At 70.6% G+C, this 18,559-nt stretch carries 9 protein-coding genes; 1 reads left to right on the top strand and 8 read right to left on the bottom strand.

The window, feature by feature from the left end:
• Positions 1–18: 18 nt before the first annotated feature.
• From RGI145_RS15255 to RGI145_RS15245, 3 genes are all read right to left on the bottom strand, one after another.
• On the bottom strand, positions 19–2,478 hold the full coding sequence (locus RGI145_RS15255; RefSeq protein WP_208863879.1) for a glycogen/starch/alpha-glucan phosphorylase: 2,460 nt from the start codon (positions 2,476–2,478) through the stop codon (positions 19–21).
• 174 nt (positions 2,479–2,652) lie between these two features.
• Entirely contained in the window at positions 2,653–5,448 is a 2,796-nt protein-coding gene (gene treY / locus RGI145_RS15250) for a malto-oligosyltrehalose synthase (protein ID WP_075799018.1), read from the bottom strand.
• Between the two features lie 127 nt (positions 5,449–5,575).
• A complete protein-coding gene (locus tag RGI145_RS15245) occupies positions 5,576–6,169 on the bottom strand; it encodes an IS5/IS1182 family transposase (RefSeq protein WP_075799017.1) in 594 nt (197 codons plus the stop codon).
• Between the two features lie 334 nt (positions 6,170–6,503).
• Between RGI145_RS15245 and RGI145_RS25580 the strand changes: the two genes are divergently transcribed.
• Positions 6,504–7,016 (top strand): glyoxalase superfamily protein, encoded by a 513-nt coding sequence (locus RGI145_RS25580; RefSeq protein ID WP_237183088.1) that lies wholly within the window; start codon positions 6,504–6,506, stop codon positions 7,014–7,016.
• A gap of 74 nt (positions 7,017–7,090) precedes the next feature.
• On the opposite strand, the gene malQ is transcribed toward RGI145_RS25580, so the two are convergent.
• The 5 genes from malQ to treS are packed head-to-tail and all read right to left on the bottom strand — an operon-like array spanning position 7,091 to position 18,553.
• Complete coding sequence (gene malQ / locus RGI145_RS15235; protein ID WP_075799015.1) at positions 7,091–9,187, bottom strand: 4-alpha-glucanotransferase; 2,097 nt, start codon at positions 9,185–9,187, stop codon at positions 7,091–7,093.
• Positions 9,184–11,004, bottom strand: coding sequence for a malto-oligosyltrehalose trehalohydrolase (treZ, locus tag RGI145_RS15230; RefSeq protein WP_083670790.1), 1,821 nt, complete (start codon positions 11,002–11,004; stop codon positions 9,184–9,186). The genes malQ and treZ overlap by 4 nt, the downstream gene beginning before the upstream one ends.
• Before the next feature lie 14 nt (positions 11,005–11,018).
• A complete protein-coding gene (glgX, locus tag RGI145_RS15225) occupies positions 11,019–13,127 on the bottom strand; it encodes a glycogen debranching protein GlgX (protein WP_075799013.1) in 2,109 nt (702 codons plus the stop codon).
• Complete coding sequence (glgB, locus tag RGI145_RS15220; protein ID WP_075799012.1) at positions 13,111–15,309, bottom strand: 1,4-alpha-glucan branching protein GlgB; 2,199 nt, start codon at positions 15,307–15,309, stop codon at positions 13,111–13,113. Before glgB ends, glgX begins: the two co-directional genes overlap by 17 nt.
• Complete coding sequence (gene treS / locus RGI145_RS15215; RefSeq protein ID WP_075799011.1) at positions 15,299–18,553, bottom strand: maltose alpha-D-glucosyltransferase; 3,255 nt, start codon at positions 18,551–18,553, stop codon at positions 15,299–15,301. Before treS ends, glgB begins: the two co-directional genes overlap by 11 nt.
• Positions 18,554–18,559: the final 6 nt, after the last annotated feature.

Genomic DNA, 18,559 nt, shown 5'->3' with positions numbered 1-18,559 from the left:
CAGGCGGGGCTCCCCGCCTCACCGTGGCGGGGTATCCCAGATGTCCTCGGCATATTCGCGGATCGTGCGGTCGGAGGAGAACCAGGCGACATGGGCGGTGTTCAGCACCGCGCTGCGCCACCATGCTTCCGGATCGCGCCAGCGGGCCGCGACCTCGCGCTGCGCGGTGTCGTAGCTGTCGAAATCCGCCGTCACCAGGAAGCGGTCGTCGTTCAGCAGACCGTCCACCAGCCCCGCGTAGCGGTCCGGCTCCTCGGGCGAGAAGACGCCGCTGCGGATGGCGTCGAGGACCTGCGACAGGGCGGGCGAGGCTGCCACCGCCTCGCGGGCATCGTAGCCGGCGGCCTTCTTCCGTGCGACCTGCTCCGCAGTCAGGCCGAAGATGAAGATGTTCTCCGCACTCACATGCTCGCGGATCTCGACATTGGCGCCGTCCAGCGTGCCGATGGTCAGCGCGCCGTTCAGCGCCAGCTTCATGTTGCCGGTGCCCGAGGCTTCCAGACCGGCGGTGGAGATCTGCTCCGACAGGTCGGCTGCGGGGATGATCGCCTCGGCCAGGGACACGTTGTAGTTCGGCAGGAAGGCGATCCTGAGCATGCCGTTCAGGGTCGGGTCGTTGTTGACCACCCGCGCCACGTCATGGGCGAGACGGATGATCAGCTTGGCCTGCCAGTAGCTCGCCGCCGCCTTACCGCCGAAGATCTTCACCCGCGGCACCCAGTTGTTCATCGGCCGCGCCCGCATGGCGTTGTAGAGGGCCACCGCCTGCAGGATGTTCAGGAGCTGGCGCTTGTACTCGTGGATGCGCTTGATCTGCACGTCGAACAGCGCCTCGGGATCGACGGCGAGGCCGATCCTGTCGCGGATGAGGCGGGTCAGCTTCTCCTTGGCGACACGGCGCTGCGCGGCGAAGCGGCGGCGGAATTCCATCTCCTCCGCATGCGGTGCCAGCCCGGCGAGCTTCTCCGGGTTGTCGAGCACCTCCTCCCCCAGCGTGTCCACAAGGAGTTTGGTCAGGCCTGGGTTGGCGCGCAGCAGCCAGCGGCGGAAGGTGATGCCGTTGGTCTTGTTGGTGATGCGGTCGGGGCAGACGCGGTTCAGGTCGGCGAAGACCGTGTCCTTCATCAACTGCGTATGCAGTGCCGAGACGCCGTTGATCCGGTGCGAGCCGATGAAGGCGAGATGGCCCATGCGCACGCGGCGGCCGTGGTCCTCGTCGATGATCGAGACGGAGGCGAGCAGCCGGGCGTTCTCGCCCTGTGCCTTCCGCACGGCGTCGAGGTGCCGCGCGTTGATCATGTAGATGATCTGCATGTTGCGCGGCAGCAGACGCTCCACCAGCGAGACGGGCCAGGTCTCCAGCGCCTCCGGCATCAGCGTGTGGTTGGTGTAGGAGGTGACGGCGCGGGTGATGTCCCAGGCCAGGTCCCATTCCATGTGGTGGACATCGACCAGCAGCCGCATCAGCTCCGACACGCCGATCGCTGGATGCGTGTCGTTCAACTGCACCGCGACCTTGTCGGCGAGGTTGTCCAGCCGGTCGAACTCCGCCATGTGCCGGCGCAGGACGTCCTGCAGCGAGGCCGAGGCGAAGAAGTATTCCTGGCGCAGACGAAGCTCCTGCCCCGCCGGGGTCTCGTCGCCCGGGTAGAGCACGCGGGAGATGGATTCCGCCCGGATCCGCTCCGCCTGCGCGCCCAGGTGGTCGCCGTGGTTGAAGGCGGCGAGGTGCAGCGGGTCGCTGGCCCGGGCCGACCAGAGGCGCAGCGTGTTGACGCGCTTGCCGCGCCAGCCGGTGACGGGCGTGTCGTAGGGGATGGCGCGCACCGTTTCCCCGGGATGCCAGGTGAGCCGGCCGCCATCCACCGTCACATGCCCGCCGAAGCCGACCTTGTAGCGCAGGTTGGCGCGCTCGAACTCCCAGGGGTTGCCGAGCGAGAGCCAGTCCTCTGGCAGCTCGTGCTGGGTGCCGTCGGCGGGGATCACCTGCCGGAACAGCCCGTGCTCGTAGCGGATGCCGTAGCCGAAGGCGGGGATGCCGAGGCTCGCCAGGCTTTCCATGAAGCAGGCGGCCAGCCGGCCCAGCCCTCCATTGCCCAGGGCCGCGTCCATCTCCTGTGCGGCGATGGCATCGAGGTCCACGCCCAGCCCCGACAGGGCCTCCCGCGCTGTCTCGGTGATGCGGAGGTTGCCCAGCGTGTCGGCCAGCAGCCGGCCGATCAGGAATTCCATCGAGAGATAGCAGACCCGCTTGTCACCCCGGGCCAGCGTGTCGGCGTTCGAGGTGCGCCAGCGGTCCATCACCAGGTCGCGCGTCGCCAGGGCGGTGGCCAGAAACCAGTCCCGCTCGCTTGCCCGTTCCGGTGATCCGCCGACCTGATACGTCAGCCTTTCGAGGATCCTCTGGCGGAAGGCCTCTGGCGAGACCGTGCCTTCGGTCGCCTCATGGGCGGGGGCGAGCAGGTCGGTATTGTTCACGCGGGCAGGTCCTCCTGGAAAGGCGGAAGCAGGGAAAGCCGGAAACATCCTCTCGCGCCCGGCGAGCGGTTCCAAGCGTTCTCGCCATGGTTGTGCGGATGGCTGCCCGCGACGTCCAGGGAAAAAGGAGGCCGGGCGCGCATCCGCGTCCGGCCCGGGGCTTCCCGCCGGGGGTCAGCCAAGGGAGAGCAGCGCGACCGGGAGGCGCGCCAGCAGGGTGGAGGCGGGCAGGATGCCGTCCGGGGCCGCCACCTCTCCGCCGTTCAGCACATCGGCGATTGCCCCCGGCATGTCCGGCGGCAGGAGGATGGCGGTGTCTTCCCAGGCCTCGGGAGGGATCAGGGGTTGCGTCGCCTCGCCCAGCAGGGCTGCCGGCAGGCGCGTGACCACGGTGATGGCGGCCTGCTGGCCTCGGCGCCGGGCGAAGGCCAGGAGATGCGCCGCCTTCGCGCCCTGGACCTCCAGGGGAAGGTAGTCGCCTTCCGCGAAGAGCTCCGGCCGTTGGGCGCGCAGGGCCAGGGCGCGGGCGATCACGGCCTGCTTCGCACGGCCGTCCTTCCAGTGCGGCAGGAGGTCGGCCGGGGTCTCGCCCGCCTCCAGCGCCGCTTGCCGGGCGGGGAAGTCCACCGGGCGGCGGTTGTCCGGGTCCACCAGCGAGAAGTCCCAGAACTCCGTGCCCTGGTAGAGGTCCGGGATGCCGGGGGAGGTGCAGCGGATCAGCGTCTGCGACAGCCCGTTCGCCGCGCCGGCGGGGGCGAGGCGCATGGCGAAGCCCGCGATCTCCTCGCGCATCCGGCTGGCGCGGTCGGCGGCGAGGATGTTGCGGAGGAAGTCCTGGCAGGCGGATTCATAGGCCTCGTTGGGCACGGCCCATTCGGAGCGGCGCTTGCCTTCGCGCAGGGCCTTCTCCTGCCAGGCGGCGACGCGCTTGATGAGCTCCTGCACGCCCTGTTCGTCCGAGGGGTCGAGGTTCAGCGGCCAGGCGCCGACCAGGGTCTGGTAGAGCATCAACTCATCCACCGCGTCGGGAGCAGGGGTGCCGTCCACCTCGCGCTTCAGGCTGTTGTTCAGCCGGGTCCAGCGGGTCAGCGCCGTGGCCCATTCCTCGGGCCGTTCGGAGATGACCGCGAGGCGGATGCGGTTGTCCTCGCCGCGCTTGTGGTCGTGGGTGGCGGTGGCCAGCATCTCGCGCGGGAAGTTGCGTGCGCGGTCCCGGCACATGGCGTGGAAGGAGGCGGGGCTTTCCGTGAGGTGGCCGGGTTCGGAGCCGACTTCGTTGCGGGAGATCAGCCGGCCGTAGCGGTAGAAGGCGGTGTCCTCGACCGACTTGGCCGCGACGGGGGCGGAGAGCTGCTGGAAGCGCACCGCGGCGCGCAGGCGCCGGCGGCGGTCGGCGATCGGCAGGCTGCGCGGCACCTCGCCGCCGAGCCAGCCGTCGAGCAGGTCGAGCAGGGGACGCTCGGTGGCGCGCACGGTGCGGCGGGCGCCGGACAGCGCCCATTCCAGCGTGCGCTCGTCCTCCTCGTTGCGGCCGGCCATGGAGACGTAGGTGCGGTAGACGGGGAAATGCGCCAGCACCTCGGAGATGGCACGGCGGATCGCGGTGAGGGTGAAGTCGCGCGTGGCGAGGTCGGTCTGCGCGATGCGGTGCAGGGCGGTGGCGGTGCCGTTCAGCTCGGAGGCGAGGTTCTCCCGCAGGATCTGGCGGCGGGCCTCGCGGGCCTCGTCCTCGAAGCGGGGGGAGCGGGCGGTGAGCTCGGCCCAGAGCCGGGTCAGGCGTTCCTCGCCCGCCGGGTCGTGGAGCAGGCCGGCGACCTCGTCCATGAAGTTGTAGCCGGTGGTGCCGTCCACCATCCAGTCCTGGCGCAGGCGCTCATGCGGGGCGAGGATCTTCTCGACCAGCAGCAGCGGTTCGCCCTTCGGCGCGGTGGCGGGGCGGTGGCGGCCGGCGGCGCGCAGGCGGCGGCGCAGCTTGCGGCAATAGGCGCGCGGGTCGGCGAGGCCGTCCACGTGATCGACACGCACGCCGTCGATCGCGCCCTCGGCGTAGAGCTTCAGGATCAGCTCGTGCGTGGCCTCGAAGACCTCGGGGACTTCCTGGCGCAGGCCGCCCAGGCTGGTGACGTCGAAGAAGCGGCGCCAGTTGATCTCGTCGGTCGCGGCGCGCCACCAGGCGAGGCGGTAGTTCTGCGCCTCCAGCAGCCGGTGCAGGCGCTCGCGGCTCTCGGGCTGCTTCGGGTCGAAGGCGGCGAGGACGGCGTCGATGCTCGACTGGCCGCCCGGCGCCTTCGCGAAGCGGGCGAGGACGTCCAGCGCCACGCCGGCGGCGGCGCGCATGGCCTCCGCGCTTCCCGGCTGGCCGATGCCGGCGAAGACCTGGGCGATGCCGTCCAGCGAGGCATCGCCGGTGGCGCGCAGGATGGTCGCGTAGGTGGCGGGAGCGATGGGGAAGCGGTGCTCGAAATACTCGGCGTAGATCTTGCCGCTTTCCGGCTCGAAATGCAGGGCGAGGTCGCCCGATTCCAGCACGGTGCCGTAGGGGCCGCCGAGGAAGGGAGCGAGGAGCTTGTCCTTCAGCGCCGGGTCGGCGGGGTTCCAGTCGATGTCGAAGAAGCTGGCGAAGGGCGAGCGCGGGCCCCATTCCAGCACGTCCAGCCACCAGCCGTTGTCGGCGCCGCCGACGCCCATGTGGTTGGGAACGATGTCGAGGATGAGGCCCATATCGGCCGCGTGCAGGGCCTCCACGAGGCGTTGCAGCGCCTCCTCGCCCCCGACCTCCGGGTTGATGCGGGTGGGGTCCACGATGTCGTAGCCGTGGGTGGAGCCGGGGCGCGCCTTGAGCAGCGGCGAGGCGTAGAGGTGGCTGATGCCGAGCGCCTTGTAATAGGGCACCAGCGGCACCGCGTCGTCGAGCGTGAAGTCCTTGTGGAACTGCAGACGCGCCGTCGCACGCGGGGTTTCGGGGATCACTGTTTCGGCTCTCCGTCACTCGTGGCCGCGCCCTGGATGCGGGCTCGCTGCCGCGCACAACGCGCCAGGGGGGCGGGTGGTGGCAGGGGGCATGGGCGGAAATCAGCGCCGGAGGAGGTGGCGGGCCTCACGGCCAGGCGTGGCGGAGGCGGTTGGGGAGGCGGGCGCGGCCGGCGGCGGTGCGGTGGAGGGCGCGAAGGGTGCGGAGCAGGGCGCGGTAGGGGCCGATCGTGCCGTAGGCGCCTGTGAAGTCCGGGATTTTCGCCCGGGAGAGGGTTTCGGACAAATCCGGATCGGGCAGCAGCCAGGGCGGGCCGGGGAGTGCCGAGCGCAGGCCCAGGCGGCGGGCGAGCAGGATCAGGCGGAAGCCCAGGATACGGTGGGCGCGGCGGGCGGCGCGGCAGATGCGGTGCTCGATGGTGCGGAGCGGGTGGTTGGGGGCGGATTTCGCCAGCAGGGTGAGGAGGTGTTCCCAGAGGCCGGCATGGGTGAGGCGGCGGAAGTGGCGGGCGATGCTGTCGGGGTTGCCGTAGTGGGCGGGCAGTTCGCGCCAGGGGGAGGCGGTGAGGGCGAGGTGGAAGATGGCGTCCATGCGGCGGCGGAGGTCGGCGACGCGGCGGCCCGCCGGGGTGCGAGGGAGGAGGTGGGGGAGGAGGGCGTACCACTCGGCGTCGGAGAGGGGGCGGAAGGGCTGGGGCGGGGAGAGGCGGGGGAGGGGCATGGAGGGAAGTGTAGCATGGACCGGATGAAAATAGGAATATATTCTTTAGGCAATCGGGGCCGAGAAGGGGGGCTGGTCTTCGGCGCTTCCTCGCGCATGGGCTGGCCGATGAGGGGGCGTGGCGGCGCCGGCTTGCTGCGGCGGATGGCCCAAACTAGGGTTGTATCGAGGCTGGCGCTGCCTGCTGCTCGCCCCCGCATGGGGATGGTGAAAGCGCCGTTTCCGTTTCCCGCAACGCATCCCTTCCCGAGGGCGAATGCGTCAGCAAGGCGAGCCCTGACGACCGTTTGCCCATCCGAGGAAGGCTATGCGTTCTCATCCTGATCCCAAGGCCATGGCAAAGGCGCTGCGCGCGGCCTTGCAGGAGCGGCAGATCGCCATCACCCATGGCGCGGCCCTCGAAATCGTGGCGGCCCAGCACGGGTTCGCGAGCTGGAATGTCCTCGCTGCAGCCGGGCGTGCGCCTTCCGGGGATGGGGTCCGCTTCAACCAGACCTGTCCGATCCTGCGCATCTTCGACGAAGCCCTGGCCAGGGAGTTCTACCTGGGGTTCCTCGGCTTCGATCTGGATTGGGAGCACCGTTTCGGTGAGAACTTCCCTCTCTATGCCCAGGTCTCGCGCGCCGGGCTGACCTTGCATCTCAGCGGCCATCATGGGGATGCGACGCCGGGATCGACGGTGTTCGTGCGGATGACGGGGGTTGAAGCCTATCAGCGGGAACTCGCGCGCAAGGACTACAAGCACGGGAAGCCGAGCGTGGAGGACGAGCCCTGGGGGCTCGTGATGAGCGTGACCGACCCGTTCAGCAACCGCATCCGCTTCTGTCAGGACAAGCAGGGCGCCTGAACCGGGGTTCCGATCCGTAGGGAAGGGTGTGGAAGCTCTGCCGGGGACCGGAACCGGTCCCCGGCAGAGCGGGTTCAGCCGGCGCCGGGCCGGGATTCCGCGAGCGCGGCGAGGCGGCGGGTGCAGGCGGGGTCGTCGAGGAGGGTCGCGGCCTCGCCGGGCAGGCGGCGGCGCCAGTTGGGGTGCTGGTCGGTGGTGCCAGGGAGGTTGGGCTGCTCCGGCAGGGCCAGGGCGTCCTCCACGGGCAGCAGGGCCAGGGTGCAGGCGGAGCGGCCGATCTGGGCGGCGGCGGCTTCGGCGACCGGGGTGCCGTCCTCTGGCGGCGGGGGATCGCCCTGGGCGGCGCCGCTGTCGCGCATGGCCTGCCAGAGCGCGGCGCGGTCGCGGTCGCGTTCGGTGCGCTGGGCGGAGCCGTCCTCGCCCTCTCCGAGCAGGCCGAGGCGGGCGCGCCAGTCGATGTCCAGGCCGCGCCACCAGCCGACGGCGGTGGGCAGGTCGTGGGTCGTGGTCATGGCGGCGGCGTTGCGCGACCATTCGCGGGGCGGGACGAAGGGGCCGCCCCCTTCACGCTGCTCGAACCAGAGGACGCGCATGCCGAGCATGCCGATCTGCTCCAGGCGCTCGCGGAAGCCGTGCGGGACGGTGCCGAGGTCCTCGCCCACCACGATGGCGCGGTGGCGCTGCGATTCCAGGGCGACGAGGCGGAACATGTCGTCGGCGGGGAATTGCAGATAGGCGCCGTCGCGCGGGTCGGCGCCCTCCGGCACCACCCAGAGGCGGGCGAGGCCCATGGCGTGGTCGATGCGCACGCCGCCGGCATGGCGCATGGCGGCGCGCAGCATCTCCAGGAAGGCGCCGTAGCCGCCCTGCTTCAGGCCGAGGGGGGAGAAGGCGGTGATGCCCCAGCCCTGGCCGAGCGGCGAGAAGATGTCGGGGGGCGCGCCGATGGTGAGGTTGCGCAGGGTCTCGCGCTGGCGGCTCCAGCCATGGCTGCCGCCGCCATCCGTGCCGACGGCGAGGTCGGCGACGAGGCCGATGCGGGCGCCGGCGTCGCGGGCGGCCTGCTGCGCCGTGCCGAGGCCGCGATCGGCGATCCATTGCAGGAAGGCGTGGTAGGCGACCTCCCGCTCATGGACGCGGGCGAATTCCGCCACGGCGGGGCTGGCGGGGTCGCGGTACTCCGCGGGCCACTGGCGCCAGTTCCAGAGCGCCGGGTCGCGGGCGAAGAGATGGGCGTGCAGGGCCTCGAAGCGGGCGTGGCTTTCCAGGGCCTCGCCCTGTTCCGAGCGGAAGCGGTCGAATTCCGGTGCGCCGGGGAAGGCGTCGAAGAGGGCGCGGAAGACGGCGAGGCGGGCGCGGGCCACGTCGGGCCAGTCCACGAGGTCCAGCCCTTCCAGCCGGTCGAATTCCCCGGCCAGGCCGGTGCGGCCGAGGGCGGCGCGGAGAGGGGCCTCGCCCAGCACGGCCGGATCGGCGTGCAGCACGTTGAGGAAGAGCCGCGAGGATGGGGAATAGGGGGAGAAGCGGTTGGGATCGGCCGAGAACTGGGCGTGGACGGGGCTGATCGCCACGGCCTGGGCGCCCTTGCGGGCGGCGGAGGCGACGAATTGCGACAGGGCGGTGAAGTCGCCCACGCCGCCGCTGCCCATGCCGTTCCGCCCGGCACGGCGCAGGCCGTAGAGCTGGACGGTCAGGCCCCAGGGGAGGGAGTTGTGCGTGCCGCTTCCGGCCAGCGCGTCTTCCGGACGGTAGCAGCGTGGCGGGGCCACAGCGAGGATGGTCTCGGCGCCGCCGATGCGGAGGCGGTGGTAGCCGGGGGGCGGGGCGACGGGCAGGCGGCACAGGCCGTGCTCCTGCCGGGCGCGGCCTTCCAGCACGCCGCCGTCTTCCAGGTCGAGCCGGTATTCGGGCTCGCCGGGCAGGCCCAGCAGCACGGGCTGCCCGGCGGTGGCGGTGCAGAGCGGGGGCAGTGTGGCCTGGGCGGCCAGGGTCTCCCGCGCCTCGCGCATCTGCTCCGGCGAGGCGGCGGGCAGGCCCAGGGCCTCCAGCACGGCGCGGATCGCTTCGGGGGCGACGGTCTGGTCGCGGCCCTGGGCGTCGCGCCATTGCAAGGCGATCCCGGCGGCTTCCGCGAGGGCGTGGAGTTCATCCCGGCTGACATCCCGGCTCATGGCCCCGAATTCTCCGGCAGGTCGAGCATCACCACCGCACAGTCGGGTGGCAGGCTTCCGGCGGCCAGCGATTCCGCGGCGTCCGGGATGGATTCATGCAGGACGATGGTGCCGCCCGCCGTCACCGCGGCGGGGGCTTCGTCCAGGTTGAGGGCGATGGTCAGGCGGGTGCCGTCGCCGAGGCGCCAGCGGGCCAGCACGGCCTTCGGCCCCACCGCATCGGCGCCGATCGCCTTCGCGCCGGGCAGGCGGGGGATGATCTCGGCATGGCGGAGGGCGATCAGGGCCTTGTGCAGGGCGAGCATCTCCGCGTGGAAGCCCTGGGTGCTTTCGGCCGGGTCGGGGATGGAATCGGTGAAGGTCTTTTCCGCGTTCGGGTCGGGGATGTGCTCGCGCTTCTCCGGGTCCTGGAAGGCGGCGAACTTGGCGAATTCCTTGCGGCGGCCTTCGCGCACCGCATCCGCGAGATCCTGTTGCGGGAAGGCGGTGAAGAAGAGGAAGGGGGTGGTGGCGGCCCATTCCTCGCCCATGAAGAGCAGCGGGATCTGCGGCGAGAGCAGAAGGAGGGCGGTGGCGGCCTTCAGCGCGGCGGGGCGCGACAGGGCGGGCAGGCGCTCGCCGAAGGCGCGGTTGCCGACCTGGTCGTGGTTCTGCAGGAAGAGCACGAAGGCGGTGGGGGGGAGATGCGCGCTGGGCTCGCCACGCGCATGGCCGAGATGGGGCATCGTCTCGCCCTGGAAGAGGAAGCCTTCCGCCAGGACGCGGGCGAGCTTTTCCGCGCCGTTGTCGGCGAAGTCCTCGTAATAGGCTTCGCGCTCGCCGGTCAGGAGGGGATGCAGGACGTTGTGGCCGTCGTCGTTCCACTGGGCGTCGAAGCCCGGTGCCTTCGGGCCGGCGCGGAGATGGCCGGCGCCGTTGCGCTCGTTCTCCAGCACGAGGTGGACGTGGCGGCCGGGGGTCTCGGCCTGGATCTCCCGGCGGATGCGGGCGGCGAGGTGGTCGAGCCAGTCCTGCTCGGCAATGGCGTGGACGGCGTCGAAGCGGAGGCCGTCGAAGCGGTATTCGCGCAGCCAGGTGAGGGCGTTGGATTCGAAGAACTCGCGGACCGGGGCCTTCTTGAAGTCGATGGCGGCGCCCCAGGGGGTGTGCACGCCCTCGTCGAAGAAGTCCTTCGCATAGGCGTGGAGATAGGCGCCGTCCGGGCCGAAATGGTTGTAGACGACGTCGAGGAACATCATCAGGCCGAGGCCGTGGGCCTCGTCGATCAGGGCCTTGAGTTCCTCCGGCGTGCCGTAGGAGGCGGCGGGGGCGAAGGGCAGCACGCCGTCATAGCCCCAGTTGCGCGGGCCGGGGAATTCGGCGATCGGCATCAGCTCCACGGCGGTGATGCCCAGGGCCTTGAGGCGCGGCAGCATGGCGCGGATGCCGGCATAGCCGCCGCAGGTGCCGGCATGGAGCTCGTAGAGGATGGTCTCGTGCCAGGGGCGGCCCTTCCAGCCGGTGTTCCGCCAGGCATGGGCGCGTGGATCGACCACCTGGCTGAAGCCGTGCACGTCGTCCGGCTGGTAGCGCGCCGCCGGGTCGGGCACCGGGAGGGTGGAGCCGTTCTCCAGCCGTGCCTGGAAGCGGTAGCGCGTGCCGGCCGGGGCGGCGGCCTCCAGCGAGAACCAGCCATCCGGTTCCGGCTGCATCGGCGCGGGGGGGTGGTCCGCGATCTCCAGCGCGACCTCCCTGGCCGAGGGGGCCCAGAGGCGGAAGCGGGTCCGCGTGCCGTCCGGCAGGAGTTCCGCGCCCCAGGGGAGGGGCGGGAGGGGCATCGGGGGCGCGGCGCTCATGGCTTCTCGACCCGCGCGCCCAGCAGGAGCAGCGCGTGCGCCCCCACCGTCAGGCTGGTCTCCTCCGGCAGCAGGGAGCGTTCCTCGGCCTCCGGCAGCGCCGTATCCAGCAGCAGCCGCCAGGGAAGCGCCGGTTCCGGCATCTGGAAGCTCTGCTCCGCGCCATCGGCATTCAACATCAGCATCACGACCTCGACCCAGCCATCCGCGGCCGTATCGGCGCGGCGCAGCGTCAACGTGCGGGCCTCGGGCTCGTTCCATGCCTCCGGCTGCATCGGCTGGCCGTGCTGGTCGAACCAGCCGGTGTCCTGCACCCCGGGGGCGGGCTCGGTGCGGCTGTGGGGGAAGTAGCGGGGGCGGAGCGGGGTCCAGCACTGGCGCAGCCAGGCGAGGCGGGAGACGAACTCGGCGAGGACCTGGGCGCGCGGCGTGGCGGCGTGCTCCCAGTCGAGCCAGGAGGTCTCGTTGTCCTGGCAGTAGGCGTTGTTGTTGCCGCCCTGGGTGCGGTTCATCTCGTCGCCGGCCAGGAGCATCGGGGTGCCGGCGGACAGGAAGACGGTGGCGAGCAGGGCGCGCTGGAGGCGGGCCCGGGTTTCCTGCACCCAGGGCTGCTGCGTCTCGCCTTCCACGCCCCAGTTGGCGGAGAAGTTCTCGCCGTGGCCATCCTGGTTGTTCTCGCCATTGGCCTCGTTGTGGCGGCGGGCGTAGGAGACGAGGTCGCGCAGGGTGAAGCCGTCATGCGCGGCGACGAAGTTGACCGAGGCCCAGGGCTGGCGGCGGCGGCGGTCGAAGAGTTCGCTGGAGCCGGTGAGGCGGCTGGCGAGGCCGGGGCGCAGGCCGGAATCGCCGCGCCAGAAGCGGCGCACGTCGTCGCGGAAGCGGTCGTTCCATTCGGCGAAGCCCGGCGGGTGGTTGCCGAGCTGGTAGCCACCGGGGCCGATGTCCCAGGGCTCCGAGATCAGCTTGACCTGGGACAGCACCGGGTCCTGCCGCAGCACGTCGAAGAAGCCGGCGCCGGGGTCGAAGCCGTTCGCCTCCCGCCCCAGGATGGTGCCGAGGTCGAAGCGGAAGCCGTCCACGCGATAGGTCTGCACCCAGTGGCGCAGGCTGTCGGTGACCATCTGGAGCACGCGGGGATGGGTGATGTTCAGCGTGTTGCCGGTGCCGGTGTCGTTGATGTGGACGCGCTCGTCCCCCGGCATCAGGCGGTAGTAGCTGGCGTTGTCGAGGCCGCGCCAGGAGAGGGTGGGGCCCATCTCGTTGCCCTCGGCCGTGTGGTTGTAGACCACGTCGAGGATCACCTCGATCCCGGCGGCGTGGAGCTGGCGGATGGCGACCTTGATCTCCTTCAGCGAGCCGGTGCTGAGATAGGCGGCTTCCGGCGCGAAGAAGTTCAGGGTGGAGTAGCCCCAGTAGTTCCGCAGGCTCTTCTGCACGAGGAAGCGGTCCTGCAGGAAGGCGTGCACGGGCAGGAGTTCCACCGCCGTGATGCCGAGGCGCAGCATGTGTTCGATCATGCGCGGGTCGGACAGGCCGGCGAAGGTGCCGCGCAGGCGCGGGTGCAGGGCGGTGTTGCGCATGGTGAGGCCGCGCAGGTGCGCTTCGTAGATCACCGTGTCCGTCCAGGGGGTGGCCGGTGGGCGGTCGTCGCCCCAGGTGAAGCTCTCGTCCACCACCAGGGCCTTGGGCATGGCCACGGCGCTGTCGCGGCGGTCGAAGGAGAGGTCCTCCCGGTTGTTGCCGACGCGGTAGCCGAAGAGCGCGTCGGACCAGGTGACCTGGCCGACCAGCTTGCGGGCATAGGGATCGAGCAGCAGCTTGTGCGGGTTGAAGCGGTGGCCGCGCCGGGGTTCGTAGGGGCCGTGGGCGCGCAACCCGTAAACGAGGCCGGGCTGCGCGCCGGGCAGGTAGCCGTGCCAGACCTCGTCGGTGCATTCCGGCAGGGGGTAGCGCGCCAGTTCCTTGCGGCCGGTGGCGTTGAAGACGCAGACCTCGATCTTCTCCGCATGGGCGGAGAAGACCGCGAAATTGACCCCGAGCCCGTCCCAGTAGGCCCCGAGCGGATAAGGCCGCCCGGGGGCGAGGCGGTCAGGGGGTAAGGCCATGCGTGTTGAGTGCTCCGGGTGACAGCACAATCGTAGCGAGCGGCGGCAGGATGAGCGAGAGCGATTGCGCCTGTCCGTGGCTGGGCAGGTCCTTGGCCATCACGCCGCCGGCATTGCCCAGGTTGCTGCCGCCGTAGTTGCCGGCGTCGCTGTTCAGGAGCTCGTGCCACCAGCCACCGGAGGGGACGCCGATGCGGTAGCCCTCGCGCGGCACCGGGGTGAGGTTGCAGACCACCAGCGCCGGCGGGTCGCCGTCATGGCCGCGGCGGAGATAGGCGAAGACGCTCTGCGCGCTGTCGTCGCCGATCACCCATTCGAAGCCGGCCGGTTCCGCGTCGAGGCGGTGCAGGGCGGGCAGGCCGCGGTAGAGGGCGTTCAGGTCGCGCACGAGATCCTGCATGCCGCGATGCCCGGGATCGTCCAGCAGGTGCCAGGGCAGGGCGGCGTCGTGGTTCCATTCCGTCGGCTGGGCGAGCTCGATGCCCATGAAGATCAGCTTCTTGCCCGGATGGGTCCACATGAAGGACAGGTAGGCACGCAGGTTGGCGCGTTTCTGCCAGTCGTCGCCAGGCATCTTGCCGAGCAGCGAGCCCTTGCCGTGCACCACCTCGTCATGGCTGAGCGGCAGCACGAACTTCTCGGAGAAGGCATAGACGAGGCCGAAGGTCATGCTGTCGTGGTGCCAGCGGCGGTTGACCGGGTCTTCCTCCATGTAGTGGAGCGTGTCGTGCATCCACCCCATGTTCCACTTGTAGGAGAAGCCCAGGCCACCCTCGCTGACCGGCTTCGTCACGCCCGGCCAGGCGGTGGATTCCTCGGCGATCACCACGGCGCCGGGGCAGCGCTCGGCGACCACGGTGTTCAGCTCGCGCAGGAAGGCCACGGCTTCCAGGTTCTCGCGGCCGCCATACTGGTTGGGCACCCATTCGCCCTGCTTGCGGGAGTAGTCGCGGTAGAGCATCGAGGCCACGGCATCCACGCGCAGCCCGTCCACATGGTAGTGCTCCAGCCAGAACAGGCCGGAAGCGATCAGGAAGCCGCGCACCTCGTTGCGGCCGAAATTGTAGATGAGGGTGTTCCAGTCCTGGTGGAACCCCTCGCGCGGGTCGGCATGCTCGTAGAGGGCGGTGCCGTCGAAATGGCCCATGCCATGGGCGTCGGTCGGGAAGTGGGCGGGCACCCAGTCGAGCAGGACGCCGATGCCGGCCTGGTGGCAGCGGTCCACGAAGCGGGCGAAGCCGTCCGGCGTGCCGAAGCGGGCCGTGGGGGCGAAGAGGCCCAGCGGCTGATAGCCCCAGGAGCCGCCGAAGGGGTGTTCCATGACCGGCAGCAGCTCGACATGGCTGAAGCCCATCTCGGCCACGTAGGGAATCAGCCGGTCGGCCAGGCCCTCCCAGTCGGGCGCGTGGCCGTCCTCGGCCTTCCACCAGGAGGTCGGGTGGACCTCGTAGATGGCGATGGGGGCGTCGGGCGCGTGGCGGGCGGCGCGGCCTTCCATCCAGTCCGCGTCCTGCCATTCATGCGGCGCCGGGTCCGCCACCACGGAGGCGGTGGCGGGGGCCAGCTCCGAGGCCAGGGCGACGGGATCGGCCTTCAGCGGCAGCATGGCGCCGCCGGGGCCGCGGATCTCGTACTTGTAGGCGGTGCCGGGGGTGAGGCGGGGGATGAAGAGTTCCCAGATCCCGGCCTCCCGCCGCAGGCGCATCGGGTGGCGGCGGCCGTCCCAGTTGTTGAAGGGGCCGACCACCGAAACGCGCTCGGCATTCGGGGCCCAGACGGCGAAGCGCACGCCGGGGATGCCGCCGACCGTCATCGCCTGGGCGCCGAAGACCCGGCCCATCTCGCGGTGCCGGCCCTCGGCGAAGAGGTAGAGGTCCATGTCGCCGAGCAGCAGGCCGAAGGCGTAGGGGTCCTCGGTCTCCTGCACGCCGCCGGGCCATTCGACCCGGAAGCGGTAGGGACGGGCATCGGGGATGGAGGCCTCGAAGACGCCGGCGGGATGGATGCGCTCCATCGGCGCCAGGACCTCGCCGCTTTCCGCGTCGAGGAGTTCCACGCCCTTCGCGCCCGGCTGGAAGGTCAGGACCGTTTTCCCCCCGGGGCCGTCATGAGCGCCCAGGATGGCGAAGGGGTCTCCGTGGCGGCCCTCGATGAGGGCCTGGATGGCGGCGTCATTCCGCATCGGGGATCAGCCTCTCGACGATGGCGGCCAGGCCGCGCAGGGGGAGGGGGAGCCAGGCGGGCCGGTTGGCCGCCTCGTAGCGGATCTCGTAGGCGGCCTTCTCGATCAGGAAGAGATCGAGGAGGGACTGTTCCGAATCCCCGGGAACCCAGGGGCGCTCGGCCGCATGCTCCACGGCCCGGTAGGCCGCCAGGAAGGCGTCGGAGGCCTCCTGGCGGAAGCGGGCCAGGAGCGCCTCGCGGCGTTCCTGCGGCACGGCGGAGCTGCTGCCCGTGTCGTGGCTCTGCGCCGCGGCGGCGGCGGCGTAGTCGAAGGAGCGCAGCAGCCCGGCCACGTCGCGCAGCGGCGAGCCCTTGGCGCGGCGTTCCTCCAGCGAGCGCGCCGGCTCGCCCTCGAAATCCACGATCACGGCATCGCCCTGGGAGACCAGGACCTGGCCCAGGTGGAAGTCGCCGTGCACGCGGGTCTTGAGCGCGCCATCGGCCGAGCGCGCGAGCTCGTGGACCTTGCCGCGCAGGGCCCCGGCCCTGCCGAGCAGGGAGCGGGCCAGGGCGGCGTCCGCCTCCGACAGGTCGGATGCCTTCTCCAGCAGCTTCAGCGCCGGTTCGAGCTGTTCCAGCGCGCCCTCGGCCCAGGCCGTGCGGTCCGCCTCCACGGCCGGTTCGGGGGTGAAGGCGGGGTTGTCGGAGGGGCCGGCAAGCAGAGCGTGCAGCTCGCCCAGGCGGCGGCCGAGCGCGGTGGCGAAGGTGAGGTAGCCGGCGAAGATGTCCTCGTGCCCGTCATGCGCCAGCGCCGCCTCGTCCACGGAGCGGGCCAGCCAGTCCAGGGTCCAGCCCCAGCCGTCGCCCTGGTTGCGGACGAAGCCCTGCAGCAGCATCAGCGTCACCGGCTGTCCGTCCGGCCCGGTGCGGACCACCTCGCCCAGCAGCGGGGCGATGTTCTGGAAGCCGGCCTCGGTGAGATGGCGCGTCATCTCGGCCTCCGGATGGATGCCGGAGAAGAGCTTGCGCAGGATCTTCAGCACCACCTGGTCGCCGATGATCATCGAGGAGTTGGACTGTTCCGCGGAAAGGCGGCGGATCTCCGGCCCCTCGGGGATCTCGATGTCGTGCAGCAGGGCGCCGCCGATGAAGCGGATCTCGCCTTCCTCGCTCTGCGCCGTGGCGTTGCGGTGGAAGTTCACCAGGGCGGCGTGCACGAAGTCGTCGGAGGCGAAGGCGTCGGTCAGGTAGCCGACGCGCCGCCCCTGGCGCACGCGGGAGAGGGCGAGCTGGTAGGCCAGTGGGCTGGCACTGTCGTCATCCTCCACCGCGCCGAGGGGCAGGCAGTAGCGTTCCGTGCGGCCCGGCAGCTTCGCCTCGATCTCGGCGAAGGTGACGTAGCGGGCGTGCGGGAAGGGGGCCATGGCCTTCAGGCTGACGCTCTCCAGGCGCTCGCCCTTGGAGGCGAACCAGCGGCGCTTGGGCAGGTAGGTGGGCAGCACCTCCCGCTCCAGCTCGCGCTTCTGCGCGTCGCCGAAGCTGGTGGCACTGGCCGGGAAGACCAGGGTGCGCAGGTCGGGCAAGGGCTCGGGCGCCTTCACGTGCCAGGGGGGGAGGGCCTGCTCGGTCGCCAGCACGAACCAGTAGAAGCCGAAGGGCTGCAGCGTGAGCAGGTAGGTGAGCTGGCCGATCTCCGGGAAGGCGGTGCCGCCCAGCATCTCCACCGGCACGCGGCCGACATAGGCGGAAAGGTCGAGCTCCACCGCCTGGGCGGTGCGGGAAAGGTTGAAGATGCAGAGGATGCTCTCGTCCTCGTATTCCCGGACATAGGCGAGGACCTTGCGGTTGCCCGGATAGAGCAGGCGCATGGAGCCGCGGCCGAAGGCCTGGGAGCGCCGGCGCGTGGCCAGCATGCGGCGCGTCCAGTTCAGCAGGGAGTGCGCGTCGCGCGACTGCGCCTCGACGTTCACCGCCTGGAAGCCGTAGAGCGGGTCCTGGATGGTGGGCAGGACGAGGCCGGCCGGGTCGGCCTTGCTGAAGCCGCCGTTGCGGTCGGGGGACCACTGCATCGGCGTGCGCACGCCGTCGCGGTCGCCGAGATAGATGTTGTCGCCCATGCCGATCTCGTCGCCGTAGTAGATGACGGGCGTGCCGGGCATGGACATCAGCAGGCCGTTCATCAGCTCGATGCGGCGGCGGTCGTGTTCCAGCAGCGGGGCGAGGCGGCGACGGATGCCGAGGTTGATGCGGGCCCGCTTGTCGGCGGCATAGGTGTTCCAGAGGTAGTCACGTTCCTTGTCCGTGACCATCTCCAGCGTCAGCTCGTCGTGGTTGCGCAGGAAGATCGCCCACTGGCAGCCCTCGGGGATGTCGGGGGTCTGGCGCAGGATATCGGTGATCGGGAAGCGGTCCTCCTGCGCGATCGCCATGTACATGCGCGGCATCAGCGGGAAGTGGAAGGCCATGTGGCATTCGTCGCCCTCCCCGAAATACTGCTGCGTGTCCTCGGGCCACATGTTGGCCTCGGCCAGCAGCATCCGGTCGGGGTATTCCTCGTCCAGCTTGCGGCGGAGCGTCTTCAGGACCTCGTGCGTCTCGGGCAGGTTCTCGTTGCTGGTGCCGTCGCGCTCGATCAGGTAGGGCACGGCGTCGAGGCGCAGGCCGTCCACCCCGGCATCCAGCCAGAAGCGCATGACGTTCAGCACCTCCACCATGATGCGGGGGTTGTCGAAGTTCAGGTCCGGCTGGTGGCTGAAGAAGCGATGCCAGAAATAGGCCTTCGCCTCCTCGTCCCAGGTCCAGTTCGACTTCTCGGTGTCGAGGAAGATGATGCGGGTGCCGGAATAGAGCTCGTCATTGTCCGACCAGACGTAGTAGTCGCGCGCCGGGTCGCCCGGGGGGGCCTTGCGGGCGGCCTGGAACCAGGGGTGCTGGTCGCTGGTGTGGTTGATCACCAGCTCGGTGATGACGCGCAGGCCGCGCTTGTGCGCTTCCTCGATGAAGCGCTTGGCCTCGTCCAGCGTGCCGTAATCCGGGCTGACGTCGCGGTATTCCTGGATGTCGTAGCCGTCGTCCCGCCGGGGCGAGGGGTAGAAGGGCAGCAGCCAGAGCGTGTCCACGCCCAGCTCCGAGAGGTAGTCGAGCTTCTCGATCAGGCCGGCGAAATCGCCGATGCCGTCGTTGTTGGAATCGAAGAAGCTCTTGATGTGCAGCTGGTAGATGACCGCGTCGCGGTACCAGTGCGGATCTTCGGTCATGGTCATCTCGAT

The sequence above is a fragment of the Roseomonas gilardii genome (genome assembly GCF_001941945.1).
In the GTDB taxonomy this organism is placed as follows: Bacteria; Pseudomonadota; Alphaproteobacteria; order Acetobacterales; family Acetobacteraceae; genus Roseomonas.
This window is presented reverse-complemented; position numbering and strand designations above follow the sequence as displayed.